Genomic DNA, 22,701 nt, shown 5'->3' on the forward strand with positions numbered 1-22,701 from the left:
TACGCCTGAGGCGAGCTGCAAGCACACAGCTTTCCATTAGCCACGCCCGCCCATGCGGGCCAACGAAGAACTTTGAACAATGGCCACTATCCACGTAGACGGCAAAGCGCTCGAAGTCAACGGTGCAGACAACCTGTTACAGGCGTGTCTGTCGCTAGGCCTCGACATTCCGTATTTCTGCTGGCACCCGGCGCTCGGTAGCGTTGGCGCCTGCCGCCAGTGTGCGGTCAAGCAGTACACCGACGAGAACGACACCCGCGGTCGGATCGTCATGTCCTGCATGACCCCTGCCTCCGATGGCAGCTGGATTTCCATCGAAGACGAAGAAGCGAAAGTGTTTCGCGCCAGCGTCATCGAATGGCTGATGACCAACCACCCGCACGACTGCCCAGTCTGCGAGGAAGGCGGTCACTGCCACCTGCAAGACATGACGGTGATGACCGGCCACAACGAGCGCCGCTACCGTTTCACCAAGCGTACCCACCAGAACCAGGAGCTGGGGCCGTTCATCGCTCACGAGATGAACCGCTGCATCGCCTGCTATCGTTGCGTGCGTTACTACAAGGACTACGCCGGCGGCACTGACCTGGGCGTGTTCGGTGCTCACGACAACGTCTATTTCGGCCGTGTCGAAGATGGCACGCTGGAAAGCGAGTTCTCCGGCAACCTGACCGAGGTCTGCCCGACCGGTGTCTTTACCGACAAGACCCACTCCGAGCGCTACAACCGTAAATGGGACATGCAGTTTGCCCCGAGCATCTGCCACGGTTGCTCCAGCGGCTGCAACATCAGCCCAGGTGAGCGCTACGGTGAACTGCGCCGTATCGAGAACCGCTTCAACGGTTCGGTCAACCAGTACTTCCTGTGTGACCGCGGCCGTTTTGGCTATGGCTATGTCAACCGCGAAGACCGTCCTCGCCAGCCGCTGCTGGCCGGTGGTCAGAAGCTGGGCCTGGACGCGGCGCTGGACAAGGCGGCCGACCTGCTGCGCGGTCGTACCATCGTCGGTATCGGCTCGCCACGTGCCAGCCTTGAAAGCAACTACGCCCTGCGCGAGCTGGTGGGTGCCGATTATTTCCACTCCGGCATCGAAGCCGCTGAGCTGGAACGTGTCCGCCTGGCCCTGCAAGTGTTGAAAGACAGCCCGCTGCCGATTCCGACAATGCGCGAAATCGAAGACCACGACGCCGTGTTCGTGCTCGGCGAGGACCTGACCCAGACCGCTGCCCGTATGGCGCTGTCGATTCGTCAGTCGGTCAAGGGCAAGGCCGAAGCCATGGCTGATGCCATGCGCGTTCAACCCTGGCTCGATGCCGCGGTGAAGAACATCGGCCAGCACGCGATGTACCCACTGTTCATTGCCAGCCTGGCCGAAACCAAGCTCGACGACGTTGCCGAAGAGTGCGTACACGCCGCTCCCGACGACCTGGCCCGCATCGGTTTTGCCGTGGCACACGCCATTGACCCGAGCGCGCCTGCCGTCGAAGGCCTGGATACCGAGGCACTGGAACTGGCCAAGCGCATCGCCGATGCCCTGGTCAACGCCCAGCGTCCACTGATCGTTGCCGGTACCTCGCTGGCGTCCAACGCCCTGATCGAAGCGGCTGCCAACATCGCCAAGGCTCTTAAACTGCGCGAAAAAGCCGGCTCCCTGAGCCTGGTGGTACCAGAAGCCAACAGCCTGGGCCTTGCCATGCTTGGCGGCGAATCCGTCGAAGCTGCGCTGGACGCGGTGATCGAAGGCCGTGCCGACGCCATCGTGGTGCTGGAAAACGACTTGTATACCCGTGTCGACGCCGCCAAGGTCGATGCCGCGCTCAAGGCTGCGAAAGTCGTGATCGTTGCTGATCACCAGACCACCCGCACCACTGAGCACGCCCACCTGGTGCTGCCAGCCGCGACCTTCGCTGAAGGCGACGGCACCCTGGTCAGCCAGGAAGGCCGCGCCCAGCGCTTCTTCCAGGTGTTCGACCCGACTTACCTGAACGCCGATATCCTGGTTCACGAAGGCTGGCGCTGGCTGCATGCCCTGCGCGCGACCCTGCTGAACAAGCCGGTGGACTGGACCCAGCTGGACCACGTCACCAATGCCTGCGCCGCCAGCAGCGCGCAATTGGCTGGCATCGTCGACGCCGCGCCTTCAGCATCCTTCCGCATCAAGGGCATGAAGCTTGCCCGTGAACCGCTGCGTTACAGCGGCCGCACGGCCATGCGCGCCAACATCAGCGTGCATGAACCACGTACTTCGCAAGACAACGACACCGCGTTCTCCTTCTCCATGGAAGGTTACTCGGGCTCGGCCGAACCGCGCCAACAGGTGCCGTTCGCCTGGTCGCCGGGTTGGAACTCGCCGCAAGCCTGGAACAAGTTCCAGGACGAGGTCGGTGGTCACCTGCGCGCAGGCGACCCAGGCACTCGCCTGATCGAATCCCAGGGCGACAACCTTCAGTGGTTCACCACGATCCCGGGCGCGTTCTCACCCGCTCGTGGCACCTGGCAGGTTGTGCCGTTCTATCACCTGTTCGGCAGCGAAGAGAACTCTTCGCGCGCAGCACCGGTGCAAGAGCGCATTCCGCAAGCCTATGTGGGCCTGGCCAAGTCCGAAGCTGATCGCCTGGGTGTCAACGACGGCGCGCTGCTCAGCCTGAATATCGCGGGCACCACCCTGCGTCTGCCACTGCGCATCAATGAAGAGCTGGGCGCAGGCCTGGTGGCCCTGCCCAAAGGCCTGGACGGCATTCCGCCAGCCATCTTCGGGGCATCCGTCGACGGTCTGCAGGAGGCAGCACAATGACCTGGTTTACACCTGAAGTGATCGACGTGCTCCTGACCGTGATCAAGTCCGTGGTCATTCTGCTGGCCGTGGTGGTCTGCGGTGCCCTGCTCAGCTTCGTCGAACGACGCCTGCTGGGCTGGTGGCAGGACCGTTACGGCCCGAACCGGGTCGGCCCCTTCGGCATGTTCCAGATTGCTGCGGACATGCTGAAGATGTTCTTCAAGGAAGACTGGAACCCACCCTTCGTCGACAAGGTGATCTTCACCCTGGCGCCGGTGGTGGCCATGAGCGCCTTGCTGATCGCCTTCGCGATCATCCCGATCACCCCGACCTGGGGTGTGGCGGACCTGAACATCGGCCTGCTGTTCTTCTTCGCCATGGCGGGCCTGTCGGTTTACGCCGTCCTGTTCGCCGGTTGGTCGTCGAACAACAAGTACGCGTTGCTCGGCAGCCTTCGGGCCTCGGCCCAGACCGTGTCCTACGAAGTGTTCATGGGCCTTGCGCTGATGGGCATCGTGGCTCAGGTCGGCTCGTTCAACATGCGTGACATCGTCGAGTACCAGGCCCAGAACCTGTGGTTCATCATTCCGCAGTTCTTCGGTTTCTGTACCTTCTTCATTGCTGGCGTGGCCGTGACTCACCGTCACCCCTTCGACCAGCCAGAAGCGGAGCAGGAACTGGCCGACGGTTACCACATTGAATATGCCGGCATGAAATGGGGCATGTTCTTCGTCGGTGAGTACATCGGCATCATCCTGATCTCGGCGCTGTTGGTGACCCTGTTCTTCGGTGGCTGGCACGGCCCGTTCGGCATCTTGCCGCAACTGTCGTTCGTCTGGTTCGCTCTGAAAACCGCGTTCTTCATCATGCTGTTCATCCTGCTGCGCGCCTCTATCCCGCGCCCGCGCTATGACCAGGTGATGGACTTCAGCTGGAAGTTCTGCCTGCCGCTGACCCTGATCAATTTGCTGGTGACCGCTGCGCTCGTGTTGTTGAACACGCCAGCTGTTGCGGCCCAGTGAGGATTTGACCCATGTTCAAATATATTGGTGACATCATTAAAGGCACGGGCACTCAGCTGCGTAGCCTGGTAATGATTTTCGGTCACGGCTTTCGCAAGCGTGACACCCTGCAATACCCCGAAGAGCCGGTCTACCTGCCGCCACGCTACCGTGGCCGTATTGTCCTGACCCGCGACCCGGATGGCGAAGAGCGCTGTGTAGCCTGCAACCTGTGCGCGGTCGCGTGCCCGGTGGGCTGCATCTCGCTGCAGAAGGCTGAAACCGAAGACGGTCGCTGGTACCCGGACTTCTTCCGTATCAACTTCTCGCGCTGCATTTTCTGCGGCCTCTGCGAGGAAGCCTGCCCGACCACCGCGATCCAGCTGACACCGGATTTCGAGATGGCCGAGTTCAAGCGTCAGGACCTGGTGTACGAGAAAGAAGATCTGTTGATCTCCGGCCCCGGCAAGAACCCTGACTACAACTTCTACCGTGTTGCAGGTATGGCTGTTGCCGGCAAGCCGAAAGGCGCCGCGCAGAACGAAGCCGAGCCGATCAACGTGAAGAGCTTGCTCCCTTAAGGAAGAAAGATGGAATTCGCTTTCTATTTCGCATCCGGTGTCGCTGTGGTGTCCACCCTTCGGGTGATCACCAACACCAACCCCGTGCACGCCCTGCTCTACCTGATCATTTCGCTGATCTCGGTGGCGATGACTTTCTTCAGCCTCGGCGCTCCATTTGCCGGGGTTCTGGAAGTGATCGCCTACGCCGGCGCCATCATGGTGCTGTTCGTCTTCGTGGTGATGATGCTGAACCTGGGCCCGGCCTCGGTTCAACAGGAACGCACCTGGCTGAAGCCGGGAATCTGGGCTGGCCCCATTTTCCTCGCCGCCCTGCTGCTACTCGAACTGTGCTATGTGCTGTTCGTAGCGCCAAGCGCTGGCGGCATTGGTCACACCACTGTGGACGCCAAGGCCGTCGGCATCAGCCTGTTCGGCCCTTACCTGCTGGTGGTGGAACTGGCCTCGATGCTGCTGCTCGCGGCAGCCGTCACCGCCTTCCACCTAGGCCGCAACGAGGCGAAGGAGTAACGACATGCCTGCAATTCCTCTCGAACACGGCCTGGCCGTCGCCGGCGTTCTGTTCTGCCTCGGGCTGGTTGGCCTGATGGTGCGTCGTAACATTCTCTTCGTACTGATGAGTCTGGAAATCATGATGAACGCCTCGGCGCTGGCGTTCATTGTGGCGGGCAGCCGCTGGGCGCAGCCGGATGGGCAGATCATGTTCATCCTGGTGATCAGCCTGGCAGCCGCCGAGGCCAGTATTGGCCTGGCGATCCTGCTGCAGTTGTATCGCCGCTTCCACACTCTCGATATCGATGCAGCCAGTGAGATGCGCGGATGAACCTACTCTTTCTGACTTTCGTATTTCCCCTGATCGGCTTCTTGGTGCTGTCGTTCTCGCGCGGGCGGTGGTCCGAAAACCTGTCGGCGTTGATCGGTGTCGGCTCCATTGGCCTGTCGGCCATTGTTGCCGCTTACGTGATCTGGCAGTTCAATGTCGCGCCGCCTGAGGGTGGCGTCTACACCCAACTGCTGTGGCAGTGGATGTCGGTCGACGGCTTCGCCCCCAACTTCACCCTGTACCTGGATGGCCTGTCGCTGACCATGCTCGGTGTGGTTGTCGGCGTGGGCTTTCTGATCCACCTGTTCGCGTCCTGGTACATGCGTGGTGAAGCCGGTTATTCGCGCTTCTTCGCCTACACCAACCTGTTTATCGCCAGCATGCTGTTCCTGGTGCTGGGCGATAACCTGCTGTTCATCTACCTCGGCTGGGAAGGCGTGGGCCTGTGCTCGTACCTGTTGATCGGTTTCTACTACAGCAATCGCAACAACGGTAACGCGGCGCTCAAAGCCTTTATCGTCACCCGAGTCGGCGACGTGTTCTTGGCCATCGGCCTGTTCATCCTGTTCCAGCAACTGGGCACCCTGAACGTTCAGGAACTGTTGGTGCGGGCGCCAGAGCACTTCAAGGAGGGTGATTTCTGGATCGTTCTGGCGACCCTGATGCTGCTCGGTGGTGCGGTCGGTAAATCGGCACAGCTGCCGCTGCAAACCTGGCTGGCGGACGCCATGGCGGGCCCAACCCCGGTTTCGGCACTGATCCACGCCGCAACCATGGTGACCGCAGGCGTCTATCTGATCGCCCGTACTCACGGCCTGTTCACCCTGGCGCCCGACGTGCTGCACCTGGTCGGTGTGGTCGGCGGCGTGACCCTGGTGCTGGCCGGTTTTGCCGCGCTGGTCCAGACCGACATCAAGCGTATCCTCGCCTACTCGACCATGAGCCAGATCGGCTACATGTTCCTGGCCCTGGGCGTTGGCGCCTGGGAAGGCGCAATCTTCCACCTGATGACCCACGCCTTCTTCAAGGCCCTGCTGTTCCTTGCTTCCGGTGCGGTGATCGTTGCCTGCCACCACGAGCAGAACATCTTCAAGATGGGTGGCCTGTGGAAGAAACTGCCGTTGGCCTATGCCAGCTTCATCGTCGGTGGTGCCGCGCTGGCTGCCCTGCCGCTGCTGACCGCCGGTTTCTACTCCAAGGACGAGATCCTCTGGGAAGCCTTCGCCAGCGGTAATCAGAACCTGCTGTACGCAGGCCTGGTCGGTGCATTCATGACTTCGCTGTACACCTTCCGCCTGATCTTCATTACCTTCCATGGTGAAGCGAAAACCGAAGCCCACGCTGGCCACGGGATTACCCACTGGCTGCCACTGGGTGTGCTGATCGTGCTGTCGACCTTCGTCGGTGCCTGGATTCATCCACCGCTGGCGGGCGTGCTGCCGCAGAGCGTCGGCCATGCCGGTGGCGAAGCCAAGCACAGCCTGGAAATCGCCTCCGGCGCCATTGCCATTGCCGGTATCCTGCTGGCGGCCATGCTGTTCCTGGGCAAGCGTCGCTTCGCCACCGCGGTCGCCAACAGCGCGCCGGGGCGTGTGCTGTCGGCCTTGTGGTACGCAGCCTGGGGCTTCGACTGGCTCTATGACCTGTTGTTCGTCAAACCTTATCTGCTGATCATTCGCCTGCTGGGCCGTGATCCGGTCGATCGCACCATGGGTTTGATCCCACGACTGGCCAAGGGCGGCCACAACACCATGAGCCGCACCCAGACTGGTCAGTTGCGCTGGTACACCGCTTCTATCGCCGCTGGCGCCGTGCTGGTGCTCGGTGCTGTGTTGCTTGCGGTCTGATATGAACCTTGCGAATTTGCGAAAGGAAACGAGCCCGTCATGATTTTGCCTTGGCTGATCCTGATCCCCTTTATCGGCGGCCTGCTGTGCTGGCTGGGTGAGCGCTTCGGCGCCACCCTGCCGCGCTGGATTGCGCTGCTGACCATGTCCCTGTTGCTCGGTATCGGCCTCTGGCTGTGGGCAAACGGTGACTACACCCTCGCACCTGCTCCGGGTGCGGAACCTGCCTGGGCACTTGAATTCAAAGTGCTCTGGATCGAGCGCTTCGGTATCAGCGTGCACTTGGGCCTTGATGGTCTGTCGCTGCTGATGATCCTGCTCACAGGCCTGTTGGGTGTGCTGTCGGTCCTGTGTTCCTGGAAAGAAATCCAGCGTCACGTCGGCTTCTTCCACCTCAACCTGATGTGGATCCTGGGCGGCGTGGTCGGGGTGTTCCTGGCCCTGGACTTGTTCCTGTTCTTCTTCTTCTGGGAAATGATGCTGGTGCCGATGTATTTCCTCATCGCGCTCTGGGGCCATAGCTCGGCAGACGGCAAGAAGACCCGGATCTACGCCGCCACCAAGTTCTTCATCTACACCCAGGCCAGCGGCCTGATCATGTTGGTGGCGATCCTGGGCCTGGTGCTGGTCAACTACAACGCGACCGGCGTGCTGACGTTCGACTACTCGCAGCTGCTCAAGGCTGAGTTGCCAGCTGGCACCGAGTACGTGCTGATGCTGGGCTTCTTTATCGCCTTCGCGGTCAAGCTGCCGGTTGTTCCGTTCCACTCCTGGCTGCCTGATGCTCACGCGCAGGCACCAACCGCGGGTTCGGTTGACCTGGCCGGTATTCTGCTGAAAACCGCTGCCTACGGCTTGCTGCGCTTTGCCCTGCCGCTGTTCCCGAATGCGTCTGCGGAATTTGCGCCGATCGCCATGACCCTGGGCCTGATCGGGATTTTCTACGGTGCGTTCCTGGCCTTCGCTCAAACCGACATCAAGCGCCTGATCGCGTTCTCCAGCGTCTCGCACATGGGCTTCGTGCTGATCGGTATCTACTCCGGCACCCAGCAAGCTTTGCAAGGCGCGGTGATCCAGATGCTGGCACACGGTCTGTCGGCCGCCGCACTCTTTATCCTCAGCGGCCAACTGTACGAGCGCCTGCACACCCGTGACATGCGCCAGATGGGTGGCCTGTGGCACCGCATCGCCTACCTGCCGGCGATCAGCCTGTTCTTCGCAGCGGCATCGCTGGGCTTGCCGGGCACCGGTAACTTCGTGGGTGAGTTCCTGATCCTGATCGGCAGCTTCGTGGCCTCGCCGTGGGTGACGGTCATCGCCACCTCGGGCTTGGTATTCGGTTCGGTCTACTCACTGATCATGATCCACCGCGCCTACTTCGGCCCGGCGAAGTCCGACGAAGTCCTGGCTGGCATGGACGGTCGGGAAATGATCATGGTGCTGGGCCTGGCTGGCCTGCTGATCCTGCTCGGGATTTATCCGCAGCCGTTCCTCGATACCTCTGCCGCCACCATGAGTGGTGTACAGCAGTGGCTCGGTTCCGCTTTCACTCAACTCGCTTCGGCCCGGTAAGAGCGCTATGGACCTGACGATTCAACACTTTATTGCGCTTGCGCCACTGCTGATCACCAGCCTCACCATCATCGTGGTGATGCTGGCCATCGCCTGGCGTCGCAATCACTCGCAAACCTTCCTGCTTTCGGTAGCAGGCTTGAACCTGGCATTGCTGTCGATCATCCCGGCGCTCAAAGTCGCACCGCTGGCCGTTACCCCGCTGCTGCAGATCGACAACTTCGCCTGCCTGTACATGGCCCTGATCCTGGTTGCCACCCTGGCGTGCGTGACCCTTGCCCACGCCTACCTGGGCGATGGCGGTTCAGGCTATCCGGGCAACCGTGAAGAGCTGTACCTGCTGATCCTGATGGCCGCCGCCGGTGGCCTGGTCCTGGTCAGCGCGCAGCATCTGGCGGGCCTGTTCGTAGGCCTGGAACTGCTGTCGGTTCCGGTCTATGGACTGGTGGCTTATGCCTTCTTCAACAAGCGCTCGCTGGAAGCCGGCATCAAGTACATGGTGCTCTCGGCGGCAGGCTCTGCGTTCCTGCTGTTCGGCATGGCCTTGCTGTACGCCGATGCCGGCAGCCTGAGCTTCAGCGGTATCGGTGCCGCCCTGGCTGCCACTGGCATGCCAAGCCAGCTGGCACAGCTGGGTCTTGCGATGATGCTGGTAGGCCTGGCGTTCAAACTGTCGCTGGTGCCTTTCCACCTGTGGACACCGGACGTCTACGAAGGTGCTCCAGCACCGGTGGCTGCCTTCCTGGCTACCGCCAGCAAGGTTGCAGTGTTCGCCGTGGTCGTGCGTCTGTTCCAGCTCTCCCCAGCGGCGAGCAGCGGCGTACTGCACGATGTGCTGGCAATCATTGCCGTGCTCTCGATCATTGTCGGTAACCTGCTGGCACTGACACAAAGCAACCTCAAGCGCCTGCTGGGTTACTCCTCGATCGCTCACTTCGGCTACCTGCTGATCGCTCTGGTAGCGAGCAAAGGCCTGGCGCTGGAAGCCATCGGCGTTTACCTGGTCACCTACGTGATCACCAGCCTGGGTGCCTTCGGGGTAATCACCCTGATGTCCTCGCCGTACAACGGCCGTGACGCGGATGCACTGTACGAATACCGTGGCCTGTTCTGGCGCCGTCCGTACCTGACCGCCGTCCTGACCGTAATGATGCTGTCGCTGGCGGGTATTCCGCTGACCGCGGGTTTCATCGGCAAGTTCTACATCATTGCCGCCGGTGTCGAATCGCAACTCTGGTGGTTGGTCGGCTCCCTGGTTATCGGTAGCGCCATCGGCGTGTTCTACTACCTGCGCGTGATGGTGACCCTGTACCTGATCGAACCGAACCTGCGTCGCCACGATGCTCCGTTCAACTGGGAACAACGCACGGGCGGTGTGATGCTGCTGGCGATTGCCATCCTGGCGTTCGTGCTGGGTGTCTACCCACAGCCGCTGCTGGACATGGTGCAACACGCAGGCTTTCAACTGATCGGTTGATACTGCGCTCCACCCAAAGACACCTCGCTTCGGCGGGGTGTTTTTTTATCGGGCGAAATAAGCGCTGGTGCTAAAGATTGCCGTGCTTTGTCCGTCACTTAGAACGTCTGACCTCTCATTGTCCGCCGTTCTGGAGCCTGCTCGATGCGATCCCCCCTGCCCTTCTCTTCATCCTTCGTCGTGCTTGGCGTGGCATTGGCTTGCGCGCCCGCCGAGGGTGTCGAACTGGGCCAGGTCGTGATCAACGACAGCGAACAGTCGGAACTCGAAGTTGCCAGCGAGCGCCTCAAGCAGATACCCGGCGCCAGCAACCTCATTGACCTGTCCCGTGTAGAACAGGGCCGTGTTGCCACCAACCAGGACGTACTGGCCTACCAGCCGGGCGTGTATGCGCAATCGGCCGGTAACGAGGGCGTCAAGTTGTCGATTCGAGGGTCGGGGATCAACCGGGCGCCGGGCAGTCACGGCTCCGGCGTGTTCGTCATGCTCGACGGCCTGCCGTTGACCGGGCCGGGTGGCACGCCCTATGAGCTGCTCGAACCTCTGTGGCTCAGCCGCGCCGAAGTGCTGCGCGGCGCCAACGGCTTCGACAAGGGCTCACTGGCTCTGGGCGGCGCCATCGATTATGTGACCCATACCGGTTACGACGCAGCCCCCCTGCAAGTGCGTTATGAAATGGGCAGCCATGGTTACCAGAAGCGTCAAGTCAGCTCGGGGCAAGTGCTGGGTGACCTCGATTACTACGTCGCCTTGACCGACTCCGACTACGACGGTTTTCAGGATCATACCCAAGGCAACAGCCAGGGCATCGCGGCCAACGTCGGCTACCGCTTCAACCCGAACCTGGAAACCCGCTTCTACCTACGTTACCGGGAAACTGACAACGAACTGGCTGGCCGGGTGACCAAAGATTCGATCGAGCATCACCCCCGCGCCGCCAACCCGATCTACGTCGCGCGTGACTACAACCGCCCGCAACCCGGTAGCACCTGGCTGGCCAACAAAACCACCTTTTACCTGGATGATGACTCGCAACTGGAAACAGGGCTGGTCTACCACGACTACCCGATGGATCTGCGAGAGGGCACTAACCGTTTGAAGGTGGCCTACACCGACGTCAGCGGCTCGCTGAACTATCACCGACGCGATACCTTGCTGGGCCACGAAAGCAAGACCACCCTGGGCTGGCGCACCACCAAGCACCTGCCCAACAGCGGCTCTTCCGAGTATGTGCGAATTCCGGTCGGCAACACCGCAGCCTTCGCCCCCGGTACCAAGACCCGCGACTTCAGCTATCAGGGCTCGGATTCCACGCTGCACGCCAGCAATGACCTGGAACTGGCACCGGACCTGTGGCTCACCACAGGCCTGGCGCTGATCTATACCCGCCGGGAAAGTGATTTGACCTACCCTGCCAGCGGCGGCAAGGTCAGCCAGCACGACTGGGACTATGCACCTCGGGTTGGCCTGCGCTACGACTTCACACCGCAACTGCAGGTGTATGGCAATATCAGCCGCTCGGTAGAGCCGCCTCATCCATGGGCGCTGATCTGGAGTTCCAACCGCTACTTCCCGGCCGGCAGCGGTGCGGCCACCGGCCTGCAGAGCACCCCGGTCGAATTGCAGAACCAGACCGCAACCACTTTCGAGATCGGCAGCCGGGGCGAAAGCGCTGTCGGCCGTTGGGACCTGGCCTATTACTATTCGGCCGTACGTCATGAGTTGCTCACCATCGAAACCCAGGCAGCCACCGCCACCACCTCGCAGATCGTCGGTGAAGTCAATGCCAGCCCCACCGTGCACCAAGGCATCGAGGCTGGCCTGGACAGCCTGCTCTGGGAGCGTGCCGCCGTGGGCAAGGTGTCGCTGCGCCAAGCCTACACATTCAGCGACTTTCACTACCGTAATGACGACACCTTCGGCGACAACCGCCTGGCCGGCATCCCTCGCCATTACTACCAGGCTGAGCTGCGCTTCGACCACCCGCTGGGCTTCTACGCTGGCATCAACACCCAGGTGGCCTCGAAAATCGCCGTGGATTACGCCAACAGCTTTTACGCCGACCACTACACCCTGTTTGGCGCCACGTTCGGCTATGCCTCACCCAAGCACGACTGGGACACTTGGCTGGACCTGCGCAACCTGACCAACACACGCTACGCCGCCACCGTCACACCGGGCTACAACGACAAGGGCCTGGATGTGGCCCGCTCGACGCCAGGCGAAGGCTTCGGAGTGTATGCTGGGGTTTCCTATAGTTTCAGGTGATACCCAAGGAGGACGCATGCACGGCCCCAGCCCGGACAACAAACACCCCATGGAAGGGTTCCCACAAGTCTGCTTCATCAAGAACACCGTCACCCGTCCGAACATTCAGGTGGGTGACTACAGCTACTATGATGACCCCGACGATTCGGAAAACTTCGAGCGAAACGTCCTCTACCATTTCGATTTTATTGGCGACACGCTGCGGATCGGTAAATTCTGCGCGATCGCGCGTGGCGTCAAATTCATCATGAACGGCGCCAATCACAAGATGAGCGGCGTCTCGACTTACCCCTTCCAGATCTTCGGCAATGGCTGGGAAAAGGTGATGCCCCAGCTCAATGAATTGCCCTACAAGGGTGATACTGAAATAGGCAACGATGTCTGGATTGGCTATGAAGCCTTGATCATGCCCGGCGTGAAGGTAGGCAATGGCGCGATTATCTCGGCGCGCTCGGTCGTTACCCACGATGTGCCGCCCTATACCATCGTTGGCGGTAATCCGGCACGAGCTATCAAAGCCCGCTTCGAGCCCGAACAGGTGGCAGCACTGGAAGCGCTGGCTTGGTGGGACTGGCCCATCGAACTGATCAGCGAACACTTGGCGATGATCGTTGGCGCTGATATCAGCGCCCTGCAATCAGTGTCCAGGCAATCACGCTAAGGCAACTGCACCTGTTTGCGAGTACCGACGAAAATATCCCAGGTCGACATGAACAGCGCGGCGATCAATGGCCCTATGACAAAGCCGTTGAGACCGAAAATGGCCAGGCCGCCCAGCGTCGAAATCAGCACCAGATAATCGGGCATGCGCGTATCTTTGCCGACCAGAATGGGCCGCAGCACGTTGTCTACCAGGCCGATCACGAAGACGCCAAACAGTGCCAGCACTGCACCTTGCCACACCGCGCCGCTGACCAGTAAAAACACCGCTACCGGCGCCCAGACGATCCCCGCGCCAATCGCCGGCAATAACGAAAGAAACGCCATCAGCACCGCCCAGAGCAAGGCGCTGGGAATGTCCAGGAACCAGAAAATGGCCCCGCCCAGAGCGCCTTGGGTGATAGCGACCAACAGGTTGCCTTTCACTGTAGCGCGCACTACTCGATTGAACTTGAGCTGCAGGAGGCGCTTCTGGTGCTCAGCCAAGGGGATAGCTGTGCGTACCTTGCGAGCAAGCTCGGCGCCATCGCGCAAGAAGAAAAACAGCAAGTACAGCATGCCCCCGAAACTCACCAGGAAATCAAAGGTCCCCTGGCCAAAGCTGAAGGCTTGTGAGGCGAGAAACTGGCTGCCTTGAGTTGCGCTCTTGGTAATGGTTTGTCGCAAACTCTCCAGGTTACCCAAGCCCATACGATCGAGCAGATGTTGGAAATAAGCTGGCAACGCGTGTTTGAATTGGCTGATATAGCTGGCAATGTCCAGTTCGCCACTCTCGATCCGCTTGTAGAGCGTAGCGAACTCCTGGACCATCAAGCCGCTGATCACAATCACGGGCAGAACGGCGATCACCACACAAATCGCCAGCGTCAGCAGTGACACCAGATTGCGCCGAAAACCGAACTTGAGCAGCAACTGCCGTTGCAGCGGCGCAAACATGATCCCGAGGATCACCGCCCAGAACACGGCGCCATAGAAGGGCAACATAATCCAGATAAACGCTAGCGTGACCAGGATCAGCAATAGCAGCAAGCTGCGGTGGTGCAGCGACGATTCACTCATGTCGATCCCTGCCAGTGCGCAAAAGCGTTGAGTACCGAGGGTTAGTCCACCGAACTGCGGCCGAGTGCCATGAGTGTAGATCCTGGTTGATGGGGGACGGGCTACAGCACCATGGCAGCGACCCAGCCAAACGCCAACAGTGGCAAGTTGTAGTGAATAAAGGTCGGAACCACCGTGTCCCAGATATGGTGATGCTGGCCATCGACGTTCAAGCCCGAGGTCGGCCCAAGCGTCGAGTCCGACGCGGGTGACCCCGCATCGCCCAGTGCGCCGGCAGTGCCGACAATGCACACAATCGCCAGCGGTTCGAACCCCAGCTGCAAACATAACGGTGCGAAGATCGCCGCCAGGATTGGCACGGTGGAGAATGAAGAACCGATCCCCATGGTGACCAGCAGCCCCACCAACAGCATCAGCAGCGCCCCGACGCCCTTGCTGTGATTGATCCAACCGGCCGCTGCTTCGACCAGGCTACGAACCTCACCCGTGGCCTTCATCACTTCGGCAAACCCGGAAGCTGCGATCATGATAAAGCCGATCATGGCCATCATCTTCATGCCTTCGGTGAACAGGTCGTCGGTCTCGCGCCAACGGACGATGCCCGATAACGAAAAGATCAAGAAACCGGCCAATGCCCCGATAATCATTGAATCGAGCCAGATCTGAATGATGAAAGCGGCGCCAATGGCAGCCAGGGCGACCAGCAACGTAACCGGGTTGTAACTCACGGCCACTTGCTCGACTTGTTCGATTTTCTCCAGATCGTAGACGCGCTTTTTGCGATAGCTGAACAATACGGCGACCAACAGACCAAACACCATGCCGGCAGCGGGAATGGCCATGGCGTGGGTGACGTTCACGCCGCTCACATCCACACCGCTACTGCTGACGTTGGCCAGCAGAATCTGATTGAGGAAGATATTGCCGAACCCCACGGGCAGGAACATATAGGGCGTGATCAGGCCGAAGGTCATGACACAGGCGATCAGGCGCCGGTCAATGTGTAAACGCGTCAGCACATACAGCAGCGGGGGTACCAGCAGTGGTATGAACGCGATATGGATAGGCAGAATGTTCTGAGAGGCGATGGCGACACTGAGCAGCAAACCAATCAATAGCCATTTGACCTTACCGCCGGCACCCGAGGCGCTGCGATCTACCAAGGCCAGTGCACGATCAGCCAAGGCATGAGCCAGACCTGATTTGGCAATGGCAACGGCGAAAGCACCCAGCAAGGCATAGGACAAGGCAACTGTCGCACCACCGCCCAAACCGCCATTGAAGGCCTTGAGCGTCGCTTCGATGCCCAAGCCGCCCACCAGTCCACCTACCAGCGCCCCGATGATCAGTGCGATCACCACATGCACGCGGGAGAGACTCAGGATCAACATGACCCCGACCGCGGCAATGACTGCGTTCATTTATGTACCTCTTGCGCACCTGAAACCTGAAAAAGCCTTTTCCATAGCTCGGCAACGGCAACCAGACTGCGCAGGCAGCGACCGGAACGAGGGGGCTTTCATGAAGGGCGCACACTCTGAAGCAGTGATACCGCGATGTCAAAGCGCAGGGGCGCTCCTGACAGCGCAAGTCGCACCGTTGACCATAAACGACGCATCTGAATTGAGCGCTTGAATAAAATCAGCCCCCCACGCGTCGCGGTAACTCAATCACCACACGCAGCCCCCCTAGCGGGCTGCCAAGCAAGCTCAGGCTACCATCCCAGGCTTCGACGATGTCTCGCACGATGCCCAAGCCCAAGCCATGACCGTCAATTTGCTCATCCAGACGCATGCCGCGCTCCAACACTTCTGAACGCGCCGCTTGCGGTATGCCGGGGCCGTCGTCGTCGACCAACAGGCAGTAATGCTCATGGCGCGTCTCGATGCTCAGCAGCACCTGAGCGTCCGCCCACTTACAGGCGTTGTCCAACAGATTACCCAACAACTCCAGCAGGTCTTCCCGGTCCCAGGGTAACTTCAAACCTGGCGGCACTTCATAGGCAAGGTTGAGTCCTTGACCATGAATCATTCCCAGCGTCGAAAACAAACCGGGTAACTCCGTGTCGCAGTCGAATCGCGCACCGGGCAGCGCATCGCCCGCCAGGCGAGCGCGATTGAGCTCACGGGTCAGGCGTTGCTGGATCTGCTCGAGCTGCTCCTGAAGTTGCGCCCGAATCCTTGGATGGTCCTGCAGCCGATCACTGCTGGCCAAGCTGAGCAGCACTGCAAGTGGCGTCTTGAGGGCATGCCCAAGATTGCCCAGTGCATTGCGCGAACGCTTGAGACTGTCCTCAGTGTGCGCCAGCAGATGGTTAATTTGTGCGACCAAGGGTTCAAGCTCTGGCGGCACCTGATCGTCGAGCTGCGAACGCTGGCCCTGTTGCAACTGCGCGATCTGCTCACGAACTCGCTCAAGCGGTCGCAATGAATGCGTTACCGTCAAACGCTGCAGAACCAGGATCACCACCAAGGCCCCCAGGCCAATGCCAAAACCCATCGTCTGCATACGCTGAAAACTGGCACGCACGGGCGTGTAGTCTTGAGCGACGCTGATAGAAATGGTTTCACCGAACCGTCGGTAGTCGGCACGCAGGCTCAACAGTTGTTGCCCCTTTGGGCCTGTCAAATCCGAATGCAACCCCACGGTGTCCGGGCGCGGCATGTCCAGATCCCACAAGGAGCGAGACCGCCAACTGCCAGTACTGAAATCGATTCGGAAATAATGACCTGAAAACGGTCGCTGGTAAGCAGGAGACAACCGGCGCTCTTCAAGCTCAAGCCCCGTAGGACCACGAGCCAAAGCAACCAGAATGTTCTCGCTTTCGTTTCGCAGACCCGATTCCAGATAGCGCTGCAAGCCGACTTCGAACAACCATAGGCTCAACTGCACGACAGCCAGCCCCACGACTATCAGCACCGTGATCAAACCAAGGCTGAGCCGCGCCTGAATCGATTTCACTCACTCCCCCCACCGAACAGGTAACCTTGACCCCGACGCGTTTCGATCACGCTGCGCCCCAGTTTGCGACGCAGATGATTGACATGCACTTCAAGCACATTGGAGTCGCGCTCTGTTTCACCATCATACAGGTGCTCGGCCAAGTGGCTTTTGGACAGGATCTGCCTGGGATGCAACATGAAATAGCGTAACAAGCGAAACTCTGCAGCAGTGAGCTGGGTTTCGATCCCATCCTGCAAGACGCATTGACGGCTCTCGTCCAGTTGCAGGCCCGCTGCACTCAAGGTTGGCTGGTTGGCCAGGCCCCGCGCTCGGCGCAGCAACGACTGAATACGCAACTGCAGCTCTTCGGGGTGAAAGGGTTTGGTCAGGTAGTCGTCAGCGCCGGCCTTGAGGCCTTCGATACGCTCAGCCCAGGAGCCGCGCGCGGTCAGGATCAGCACGGGTGTCGCAAGGTTAGCCGCCCGCCATTGTGCCAGTACGTCTAAACCTGGGATACCTGGCAGCCCCAGATCGAGAATGATCAAGTCATAGGGCTCACTGTTGCCTTGATAGACAGCGTCACGGCCATCGGCGAGCCAGTCGATGGCATAGCCCTGGCGTGTCAGGCCCGCAACCAGCTCATCGGCCAAGGGAACGTTGTCCTCTACCAACAACAGGCGCATCAGTCGTCTTCCTTGTCTTTGAGCAAATGGCCGGTGGTGGCATCGAGTTCGATCTCACGCACCACTCCTTCAACCGTCAGCAGTTCGACTTCATATACATAGGTATCGTGTTCCTCTTCCAGCTCTGCTTCCAGCAGCCGCGCCCCGGGATATCGCGCCAGCGCCTGCTGCATGAGTTGCTCAAGTGGCAAGATCACACCTTTCTGGCGCAACAGCAGGGCCTCGTCCTGATCGAGGTCGCGAGCGACCGCCAACGAGCAAAAGGCAAGCAGGCCAACGATCAGAAAGTGCGCAGGCCGCGACGAACACTTCATTATTTGTCCTGGTGATCCTTGAGAATCAGGGCATTGCTAGCATCCAGTTCGACATCCCATTCCACGCCCTGGGCATCACGCATGTCGACTTGGTACACATACTTGCCATATTCCTGCTCAAGTTCGGTCTCGTGAATGATTGCCCCAGGATGCTTGGCAATAGCGGCGGCATTGAGTTTATCGAACGGCATGATGGTACCGGCATCACGCAACTTGAGCGCCTCGTCCGGGCCCAGGTCGCGTGCCTGAACCAAGCCTGCAGTCAAGGTAAGGGCTGCGGCAGTGATCAAAGCTGTAAAAGTTTTCATGGGTAAGCCTCCGTCAGGCGTTGTTGATGTCTACAGCGCCTACAGTAGCGAAGACAACTTAATTCAAACTGAACATGACACGCGCCATTGACCGGAGCCGACCGCTTGCAAGCCTTGTAGCGGCCAAGGGGGGCAAGGCGGTGCCCTAACTGATAAACTGGCGGTCGGCATTACCTTTCAGAGTCCAGCATACCGTGGAAATTTTCAAAGAGTTCACCTTCGAAGCAGCCCACCGCCTTCCCCACGTCCCTGATGGGCACCAGTGCGGTCGCCTGCATGGCCACTCGTTCAAGGCCGCCATCCACCTGACCGGGCCCGTAGACCCTCATACTGGTTGGATTCGCGACTTTTCCGAGATCAAGGCCATCTTCAAGCCGTTCTATGATCAACTCGATCATAACTACCTGAACGACATTCCTGGGCTTGAAAACCCCACCAGCGAAAACGTTGCCAAGTGGATCTGGGATCAGCTCAAGCCTTTGCTGCCTGAACTGTCCAAGGTCCGTATTCACGAGACCTGCACCAGCGGTTGTGTGTACTGCGGCGAGTAAGCGCTGGCCTCTTTAAAACCACCCTTGGGGTGGTTTTTTAGGCGTGTAGTTTTACGAGCGCAAAAACAAAACCCCTACCTGCGTACGCAGATAGGGGTTTCGGAATTTAATCTTGACGATGACCTACTCTCACATGGGGAAACCCCACACTACCATCGGCGATGCATCGTTTCACTGCTGAGTTCGGGATGGGATCAGGTGGTTCCAATGCTCTATGGTCGTCAAGAAATTCTGTAGCCAGCGCGTCAACCTTCGGTCGACGTTCCAGCGAATCGGGCATGTGATGTTTGTGAGTTGCAAACTTTCGGTTCGTTTCGTCTTCACAACACCGCAATCTGCTGCTCATTCGAGCGAGTCAAATTGCTTGGGTGTTATATGGTCAAGCCTCACGGGCAATTAGTATTGGTTAGCTCAACGCCTCACAGCGCTTACACACCCAACCTATCAACGTCGTAGTCTTCGACGGCCCTTCAGGGAGCTCAAGGCTCCAGTGAGATCTCATCTTGAGGCAAGTTTCCCGCTTAGATGCTTTCAGCGGTTATCTCTTCCGAACATAGCTACCCGGCAATGCCACTGGCGTGACAACCGGAACACCAGAGGTTCGTCCACTCCGGTCCTCTCGTACTAGGAGCAGCCCCTCTCAAATCTCAAACGTCCACGGCAGATAGGGACCGAACTGTCTCACGACGTTCTAAACCCAGCTCGCGTACCACTTTAAATGGCGAACAGCCATACCCTTGGGACCGGCTTCAGCCCCAGGATGTGATGAGCCGACATCGAGGTGCCAAACACCGCCGTCGATATGAACTCTTGGGCGGTATCAGCCTGTTATCCCCGGAGTACCTTTTATCCGTTGAGCGATGGCCCTTCCATACAGAACCACCGGATCACTAAGACCTACTTTCGTACCTGCTCGACGTGTCTGTCTCGCAGTCAAGCGCGCTTTTGCCTTTATACTCTACGACCGATTTCCGACCGATCTGAGCGCACCTTCGTACTCCTCCGTTACTCTTTAGGAGGAGACCGCCCCAGTCAAACTACCCACCATACACTGTCCTCGATCCGGATAACGGACCTGAGTTAGAACCTCAAAGTTGCCAGGGTGGTATTTCAAGGATGGCTCCACGCGAACTGGCGTCCACGCTTCAAAGCCTCCCACCTATCCTACACAAGCAAATTCAAAGTCCAGTGCAAAGCTATAGTAAAGGTTCACGGGGTCTTTCCGTCTAGCCGCGGATACACTGCATCTTCACAGCGATTTCAATTTCACTGAGTCTCGGGTGGAGACAGCGCCGCCATCGTTACGCCATTCGTGCAGGTCGGAACTTACCCGACAAGGAATTTCGCTACCTTAGGACCGTTATAGTTACGGCCGCCGTTTACCGGGGCTTCGATCAAGAGCTTCGCGTTAGCTAACCCCATCAATTAACCTTCCGGCACCGGGCAGGCGTCACACCCTATACGTCCACTTTCGTGTTTGCAGAGTGCTGTGTTTTTAATAAACAGTCGCAGCGGCCTGGTATCTTCGACCGGCATGAGCTTACGGAGCAAGTCCTTCACCCTCACCGGCGCACCTTCTCCCGAAGTTACGGTGCCATTTTGCCTAGTTCCTTCACCCGAGTTCTCTCAAGCGCCTTGGTATTCTCTACCCAACCACCTGTGTCGGTTTGGGGTACGGTTCCTGGTTACCTGAAGCTTAGAAGCTTTTCTTGGAAGCATGGCATCAACCACTTCGTCACCCAAAGGGTAACTCGTCATCAGCTCTCGGCCTTAGACTCCCGGATTTACCTAAGAGTCCAGCCTACCACCTTAAACTTGGACAACCAACGCCAAGCTGGCCTAGCCTTCTCCGTCCCTCCATCGCAATAACCAGAAGTACAGGAATATTAACCTGTTTTCCATCGACTACGCTTTTCAGCCTCGCCTTAGGGACCGACTAACCCTGCGTCGATTAACGTTGCGCAGGAAACCTTGGTCTTTCGGCGTGGGTGTTTTTCACACCCATTGTCGTTACTCATGTCAGCATTCGCACTTCTGATACCTCCAGCAAGCTTCTCAACTCACCTTCACAGGCTTACAGAACGCTCCTCTACCGCATCATCCAAAGGATGATACCCGTAGCTTCGGTACCTGGTTTGAGCCCCGTTACATCTTCCGCGCAGGCCGACTCGACTAGTGAGCTATTACGCTTTCTTTAAAGGGTGGCTGCTTCTAAGCCAACCTCCTAGCTGTCTAAGCCTTCCCACATCGTTTCCCACTTAACCAGGATTTTGGGACCTTAGCTGACGGTCTGGGTTGTTTCCCTTTTCACGACGGACGTTAGCACCCGCCGTGTGTCTCCCATGCTCGGCACTTGTAGGTATTCGGAGTTTGCATCGGTTTGGTAAGTCGGGATGACCCCCTAGCCGAAACAGTGCTCTACCCCCTACAGTGATACATGAGGCGCTACCTAAATAGCTTTCGAGGAGAACCAGCTATCTCCGAGCTTGATTAGCCTTTCACTCCGATCCACAGGTCATCCGCTAACTTTTCAACGGTAGTCGGTTCGGTCCTCCAGTTAGTGTTACCCAACCTTCAACCTGCCCATGGATAGATCGCCCGGTTTCGGGTCTATACCCAGCGACTAAACGCGCTATTAACACTCGCTTTCGCTACGCCTCCCCTATTCGGTTAAGCTCGCCACTGAATATAAGTCGCTGACCCATTATACAAAAGGTACGCAGTCACAGAACAAAGTCTGCTCCCACTGCTTGTACGCATACGGTTTCAGGATCTATTTCACTCCCCTCTCCGGGGTTCTTTTCGCCTTTCCCTCACGGTACTAGTTCACTATCGGTCAGTCAGTAGTATTTAGCCTTGGAGGATGGTCCCCCCATATTCAGACAAAGTTTCTCGTGCTCCGTCCTACTCGATTTCATGACCAAGAGATTTTCGCGTACAGGGCTATCACCCACTATGGCCGCACTTTCCAGAGCGTTCCGCTAATCTCAAAGCCACTTAAGGGCTGGTCCCCGTTCGCTCGCCACTACTAAGGGAATCTCGGTTGATTTCTTTTCCTCAGGGTACTTAGATGTTTCAGTTCCCCTGGTTCGCCTCATGCACCTATGTATTCAGTGCAGGATACCTAACTTATGTTAGGTGGGTTCCCCCATTCAGAGATCTCCGGATCAAAGTCTGTTTGCCGACTCCCCGAAGCTTATCGCAGGCTACCACGTCTTTCATCGCCTCTGACTGCCAAGGCATCCACCGTATGCGCTTCTTCACTTGACCATATAACCCCAAGCAATCTGGTTATACTGTGAAGACGACATTCGCCGAAAATTTGCAATATCACTCACAAATTTTACCTTAGCCTGAACAAACACCAGTGAAAGTGCTGTCCAGTCTATCTTTCTATCACATACCCAAATTTTTAAAGAACGATTCTGAAAAAGTTCAGAAATCAATATTCGAGGCGAATATTCATTTCTAAGCTTTTACGATAATGGCCATCTGTAATGGTGGAGCCAAGCGGGATCGAACCGCTGACCTCCTGCGTGCAAGGCAGGCGCTCTCCCAGCTGAGCTATGGCCCCGTATCGCTACAGGGTGCACCACGTAATTGGTGGGTCTGGGCAGATTCGAACTGCCGACCTCACCCTTATCAGGGGTGCGCTCTAACCAACTGAGCTACAGACCCAATCGTCTTCTTCAATGAATCAAGCAATTCGTGTGGGTGCTCATGAGCAGCTGATGTCTGTCGATTAAGGAGGTGATCCAGCCGCAGGTTCCCCTACGGCTACCTTGTTACGACTTCACCCCAGTCATGAATCACACCGTGGTAACCGTCCTCCCGAAGG

At 58.6% G+C, this 22,701-nt stretch carries 17 protein-coding genes, 2 tRNA genes and 3 rRNA genes (1 of these 22 only partly in view); 11 read left to right on the top strand and 11 right to left on the bottom strand.

The window, feature by feature from the left end; genetic code table 11:
* Nucleotides 1–79 precede the first annotated feature (79 nt).
* The 10 genes from nuoG (at nt 80) to AC3IX4_RS20430 (ending at nt 13,006) form a co-directional block, all read left to right on the top strand.
* Complete coding sequence (gene nuoG / locus AC3IX4_RS20385; protein ID WP_489257197.1) at nt 80–2,794, top strand: NADH-quinone oxidoreductase subunit NuoG; 2,715 nt, start codon at nt 80–82, stop codon at nt 2,792–2,794.
* Entirely contained in the window at nt 2,791–3,798 is a 1,008-nt protein-coding gene (gene nuoH / locus AC3IX4_RS20390; RefSeq protein ID WP_489257198.1) for an NADH-quinone oxidoreductase subunit NuoH, read from the top strand. The genes nuoG and nuoH overlap by 4 nt, the downstream gene beginning before the upstream one ends.
* A gap of 11 nt (nt 3,799–3,809) precedes the next feature.
* Nucleotides 3,810–4,358: an NADH-quinone oxidoreductase subunit NuoI gene (gene nuoI / locus AC3IX4_RS20395; protein ID WP_085712394.1), complete on the top strand. Its 549-nt coding sequence runs from the start codon at nt 3,810–3,812 to the stop codon at nt 4,356–4,358.
* 9 nt (nt 4,359–4,367) lie between these two features.
* Nucleotides 4,368–4,868: an NADH-quinone oxidoreductase subunit J gene (gene nuoJ, locus AC3IX4_RS20400; protein ID WP_489257199.1), complete on the top strand. Its 501-nt coding sequence runs from the start codon at nt 4,368–4,370 to the stop codon at nt 4,866–4,868.
* A gap of 4 nt (nt 4,869–4,872) precedes the next feature.
* A complete protein-coding gene (nuoK, locus tag AC3IX4_RS20405; protein ID WP_166362950.1) occupies nt 4,873–5,181 on the top strand; it encodes an NADH-quinone oxidoreductase subunit NuoK in 309 nt (102 codons plus the stop codon).
* The gene (gene nuoL / locus AC3IX4_RS20410) at nt 5,178–7,028 is read left to right on the top strand and encodes an NADH-quinone oxidoreductase subunit L (protein ID WP_489257200.1); all 1,851 of its coding nucleotides are present in this window, start codon (nt 5,178–5,180) and stop codon (nt 7,026–7,028) included. Before nuoK ends, nuoL begins: the two co-directional genes overlap by 4 nt.
* Nucleotides 7,029–7,067: 39 nt before the next feature.
* A complete protein-coding gene (gene nuoM, locus AC3IX4_RS20415; RefSeq protein ID WP_489257201.1) occupies nt 7,068–8,600 on the top strand; it encodes an NADH-quinone oxidoreductase subunit M in 1,533 nt (510 codons plus the stop codon).
* 7 nt (nt 8,601–8,607) lie between these two features.
* Nucleotides 8,608–10,077, top strand: a complete 1,470-nt coding sequence (nuoN, locus tag AC3IX4_RS20420; RefSeq protein WP_489257202.1) for an NADH-quinone oxidoreductase subunit NuoN — start codon at nt 8,608–8,610, stop codon at nt 10,075–10,077.
* Nucleotides 10,078–10,221: 144 nt separating this feature from the next.
* The gene (locus AC3IX4_RS20425) at nt 10,222–12,345 is read left to right on the top strand and encodes a TonB-dependent receptor family protein (protein ID WP_489257203.1); all 2,124 of its coding nucleotides are present in this window, start codon (nt 10,222–10,224) and stop codon (nt 12,343–12,345) included.
* A gap of 16 nt (nt 12,346–12,361) precedes the next feature.
* A complete protein-coding gene (locus tag AC3IX4_RS20430; protein WP_489257204.1) occupies nt 12,362–13,006 on the top strand; it encodes a Vat family streptogramin A O-acetyltransferase in 645 nt (214 codons plus the stop codon).
* Here AC3IX4_RS20430 and AC3IX4_RS20435 read toward each other — a convergent pair.
* The 6 genes from AC3IX4_RS20435 to AC3IX4_RS20460 all read right to left on the bottom strand — a co-directional run bounded on the left by AC3IX4_RS20435 (nt 13,003) and on the right by AC3IX4_RS20460 (nt 18,312).
* Nucleotides 13,003–14,064 (bottom strand): AI-2E family transporter, encoded by a 1,062-nt coding sequence (locus tag AC3IX4_RS20435; RefSeq protein ID WP_489257205.1) that lies wholly within the window; start codon nt 14,062–14,064, stop codon nt 13,003–13,005. The genes AC3IX4_RS20430 and AC3IX4_RS20435 overlap by 4 nt on opposite strands.
* Before the next feature lie 101 nt (nt 14,065–14,165).
* Nucleotides 14,166–15,485, bottom strand: coding sequence for a Na+/H+ antiporter family protein (locus tag AC3IX4_RS20440; RefSeq protein ID WP_489257206.1), 1,320 nt, complete (start codon nt 15,483–15,485; stop codon nt 14,166–14,168).
* Nucleotides 15,486–15,705: 220 nt separating this feature from the next.
* A complete protein-coding gene (locus AC3IX4_RS20445) occupies nt 15,706–17,025 on the bottom strand; it encodes a sensor histidine kinase (RefSeq protein ID WP_489257207.1) in 1,320 nt (439 codons plus the stop codon).
* Entirely contained in the window at nt 17,022–17,690 is a 669-nt protein-coding gene (locus AC3IX4_RS20450; RefSeq protein WP_489257208.1) for a response regulator transcription factor, read from the bottom strand. The genes AC3IX4_RS20445 and AC3IX4_RS20450 overlap by 4 nt, the downstream gene beginning before the upstream one ends.
* Nucleotides 17,690–18,004 (bottom strand): PepSY domain-containing protein, encoded by a 315-nt coding sequence (locus tag AC3IX4_RS20455; protein ID WP_489257209.1) that lies wholly within the window; start codon nt 18,002–18,004, stop codon nt 17,690–17,692. The genes AC3IX4_RS20450 and AC3IX4_RS20455 overlap by 1 nt, the downstream gene beginning before the upstream one ends.
* Nucleotides 18,004–18,312, bottom strand: coding sequence for a PepSY domain-containing protein (locus AC3IX4_RS20460; protein ID WP_489257210.1), 309 nt, complete (start codon nt 18,310–18,312; stop codon nt 18,004–18,006). The genes AC3IX4_RS20455 and AC3IX4_RS20460 overlap by 1 nt, the downstream gene beginning before the upstream one ends.
* Nucleotides 18,313–18,506: 194 nt before the next feature.
* On the opposite strand from AC3IX4_RS20460, the gene queD reads away from it, so the two are divergent.
* Nucleotides 18,507–18,863 (top strand): 6-carboxytetrahydropterin synthase QueD, encoded by a 357-nt coding sequence (queD, locus tag AC3IX4_RS20465; protein ID WP_489257211.1) that lies wholly within the window; start codon nt 18,507–18,509, stop codon nt 18,861–18,863.
* A gap of 110 nt (nt 18,864–18,973) precedes the next feature.
* On the opposite strand, the gene rrf is transcribed toward queD, so the two are convergent.
* The 5 genes from rrf to AC3IX4_RS20490 form a co-directional block, all read right to left on the bottom strand.
* Nucleotides 18,974–19,089: ribosomal RNA gene (gene rrf / locus AC3IX4_RS20470) — 5S ribosomal RNA — on the bottom strand.
* 149 nt (nt 19,090–19,238) lie between these two features.
* Nucleotides 19,239–22,133: ribosomal RNA gene (locus AC3IX4_RS20475) — 23S ribosomal RNA — on the bottom strand.
* 228 nt (nt 22,134–22,361) lie between these two features.
* A tRNA-Ala gene (locus AC3IX4_RS20480) sits at nt 22,362–22,437 on the bottom strand.
* Nucleotides 22,438–22,464: 27 nt separating this feature from the next.
* Nucleotides 22,465–22,541, bottom strand: a tRNA-Ile gene (locus AC3IX4_RS20485).
* A gap of 65 nt (nt 22,542–22,606) precedes the next feature.
* Nucleotides 22,607–22,701 (bottom strand): 16S ribosomal RNA (locus tag AC3IX4_RS20490) (it continues 1,442 nt past the right edge of the window).
* Together the 16S, 23S and 5S rRNA genes with 2 tRNA genes alongside form the textbook arrangement of a ribosomal RNA operon.

The sequence above is a fragment of the Pseudomonas sp. KH_021 genome (assembly GCF_057838865.1).

Coding starts and splice junctions, on each gene's coding strand:
- nuoG (WP_489257197.1), top strand. CDS start 80: ATGGCCACTATCCACGTAGACGGCAAAGCGCTCGAAGTCAACGGTGCA.
- nuoK (WP_166362950.1), top strand. CDS start 4,873: ATGCCTGCAATTCCTCTCGAACACGGCCTGGCCGTCGCCGGCGTTCTG.
- AC3IX4_RS20440 (WP_489257206.1), bottom strand. CDS start 15,485: ATGAACGCAGTCATTGCCGCGGTCGGGGTCATGTTGATCCTGAGTCTC.
- AC3IX4_RS20450 (WP_489257208.1), bottom strand. CDS start 17,690: ATGCGCCTGTTGTTGGTAGAGGACAACGTTCCCTTGGCCGATGAGCTG.
- nuoI (WP_085712394.1), top strand. CDS start 3,810: ATGTTCAAATATATTGGTGACATCATTAAAGGCACGGGCACTCAGCTG.
- nuoH (WP_489257198.1), top strand. CDS start 2,791: ATGACCTGGTTTACACCTGAAGTGATCGACGTGCTCCTGACCGTGATC.
- AC3IX4_RS20460 (WP_489257210.1), bottom strand. CDS start 18,312: ATGAAAACTTTTACAGCTTTGATCACTGCCGCAGCCCTTACCTTGACT.
- AC3IX4_RS20435 (WP_489257205.1), bottom strand. CDS start 14,064: ATGAGTGAATCGTCGCTGCACCACCGCAGCTTGCTGCTATTGCTGATC.
- nuoL (WP_489257200.1), top strand. CDS start 5,178: ATGAACCTACTCTTTCTGACTTTCGTATTTCCCCTGATCGGCTTCTTG.
- AC3IX4_RS20430 (WP_489257204.1), top strand. CDS start 12,362: ATGCACGGCCCCAGCCCGGACAACAAACACCCCATGGAAGGGTTCCCA.
- nuoJ (WP_489257199.1), top strand. CDS start 4,368: ATGGAATTCGCTTTCTATTTCGCATCCGGTGTCGCTGTGGTGTCCACC.
- AC3IX4_RS20455 (WP_489257209.1), bottom strand. CDS start 18,004: ATGAAGTGTTCGTCGCGGCCTGCGCACTTTCTGATCGTTGGCCTGCTT.
- nuoM (WP_489257201.1), top strand. CDS start 7,068: ATGATTTTGCCTTGGCTGATCCTGATCCCCTTTATCGGCGGCCTGCTG.
- nuoN (WP_489257202.1), top strand. CDS start 8,608: ATGGACCTGACGATTCAACACTTTATTGCGCTTGCGCCACTGCTGATC.
- AC3IX4_RS20425 (WP_489257203.1), top strand. CDS start 10,222: ATGCGATCCCCCCTGCCCTTCTCTTCATCCTTCGTCGTGCTTGGCGTG.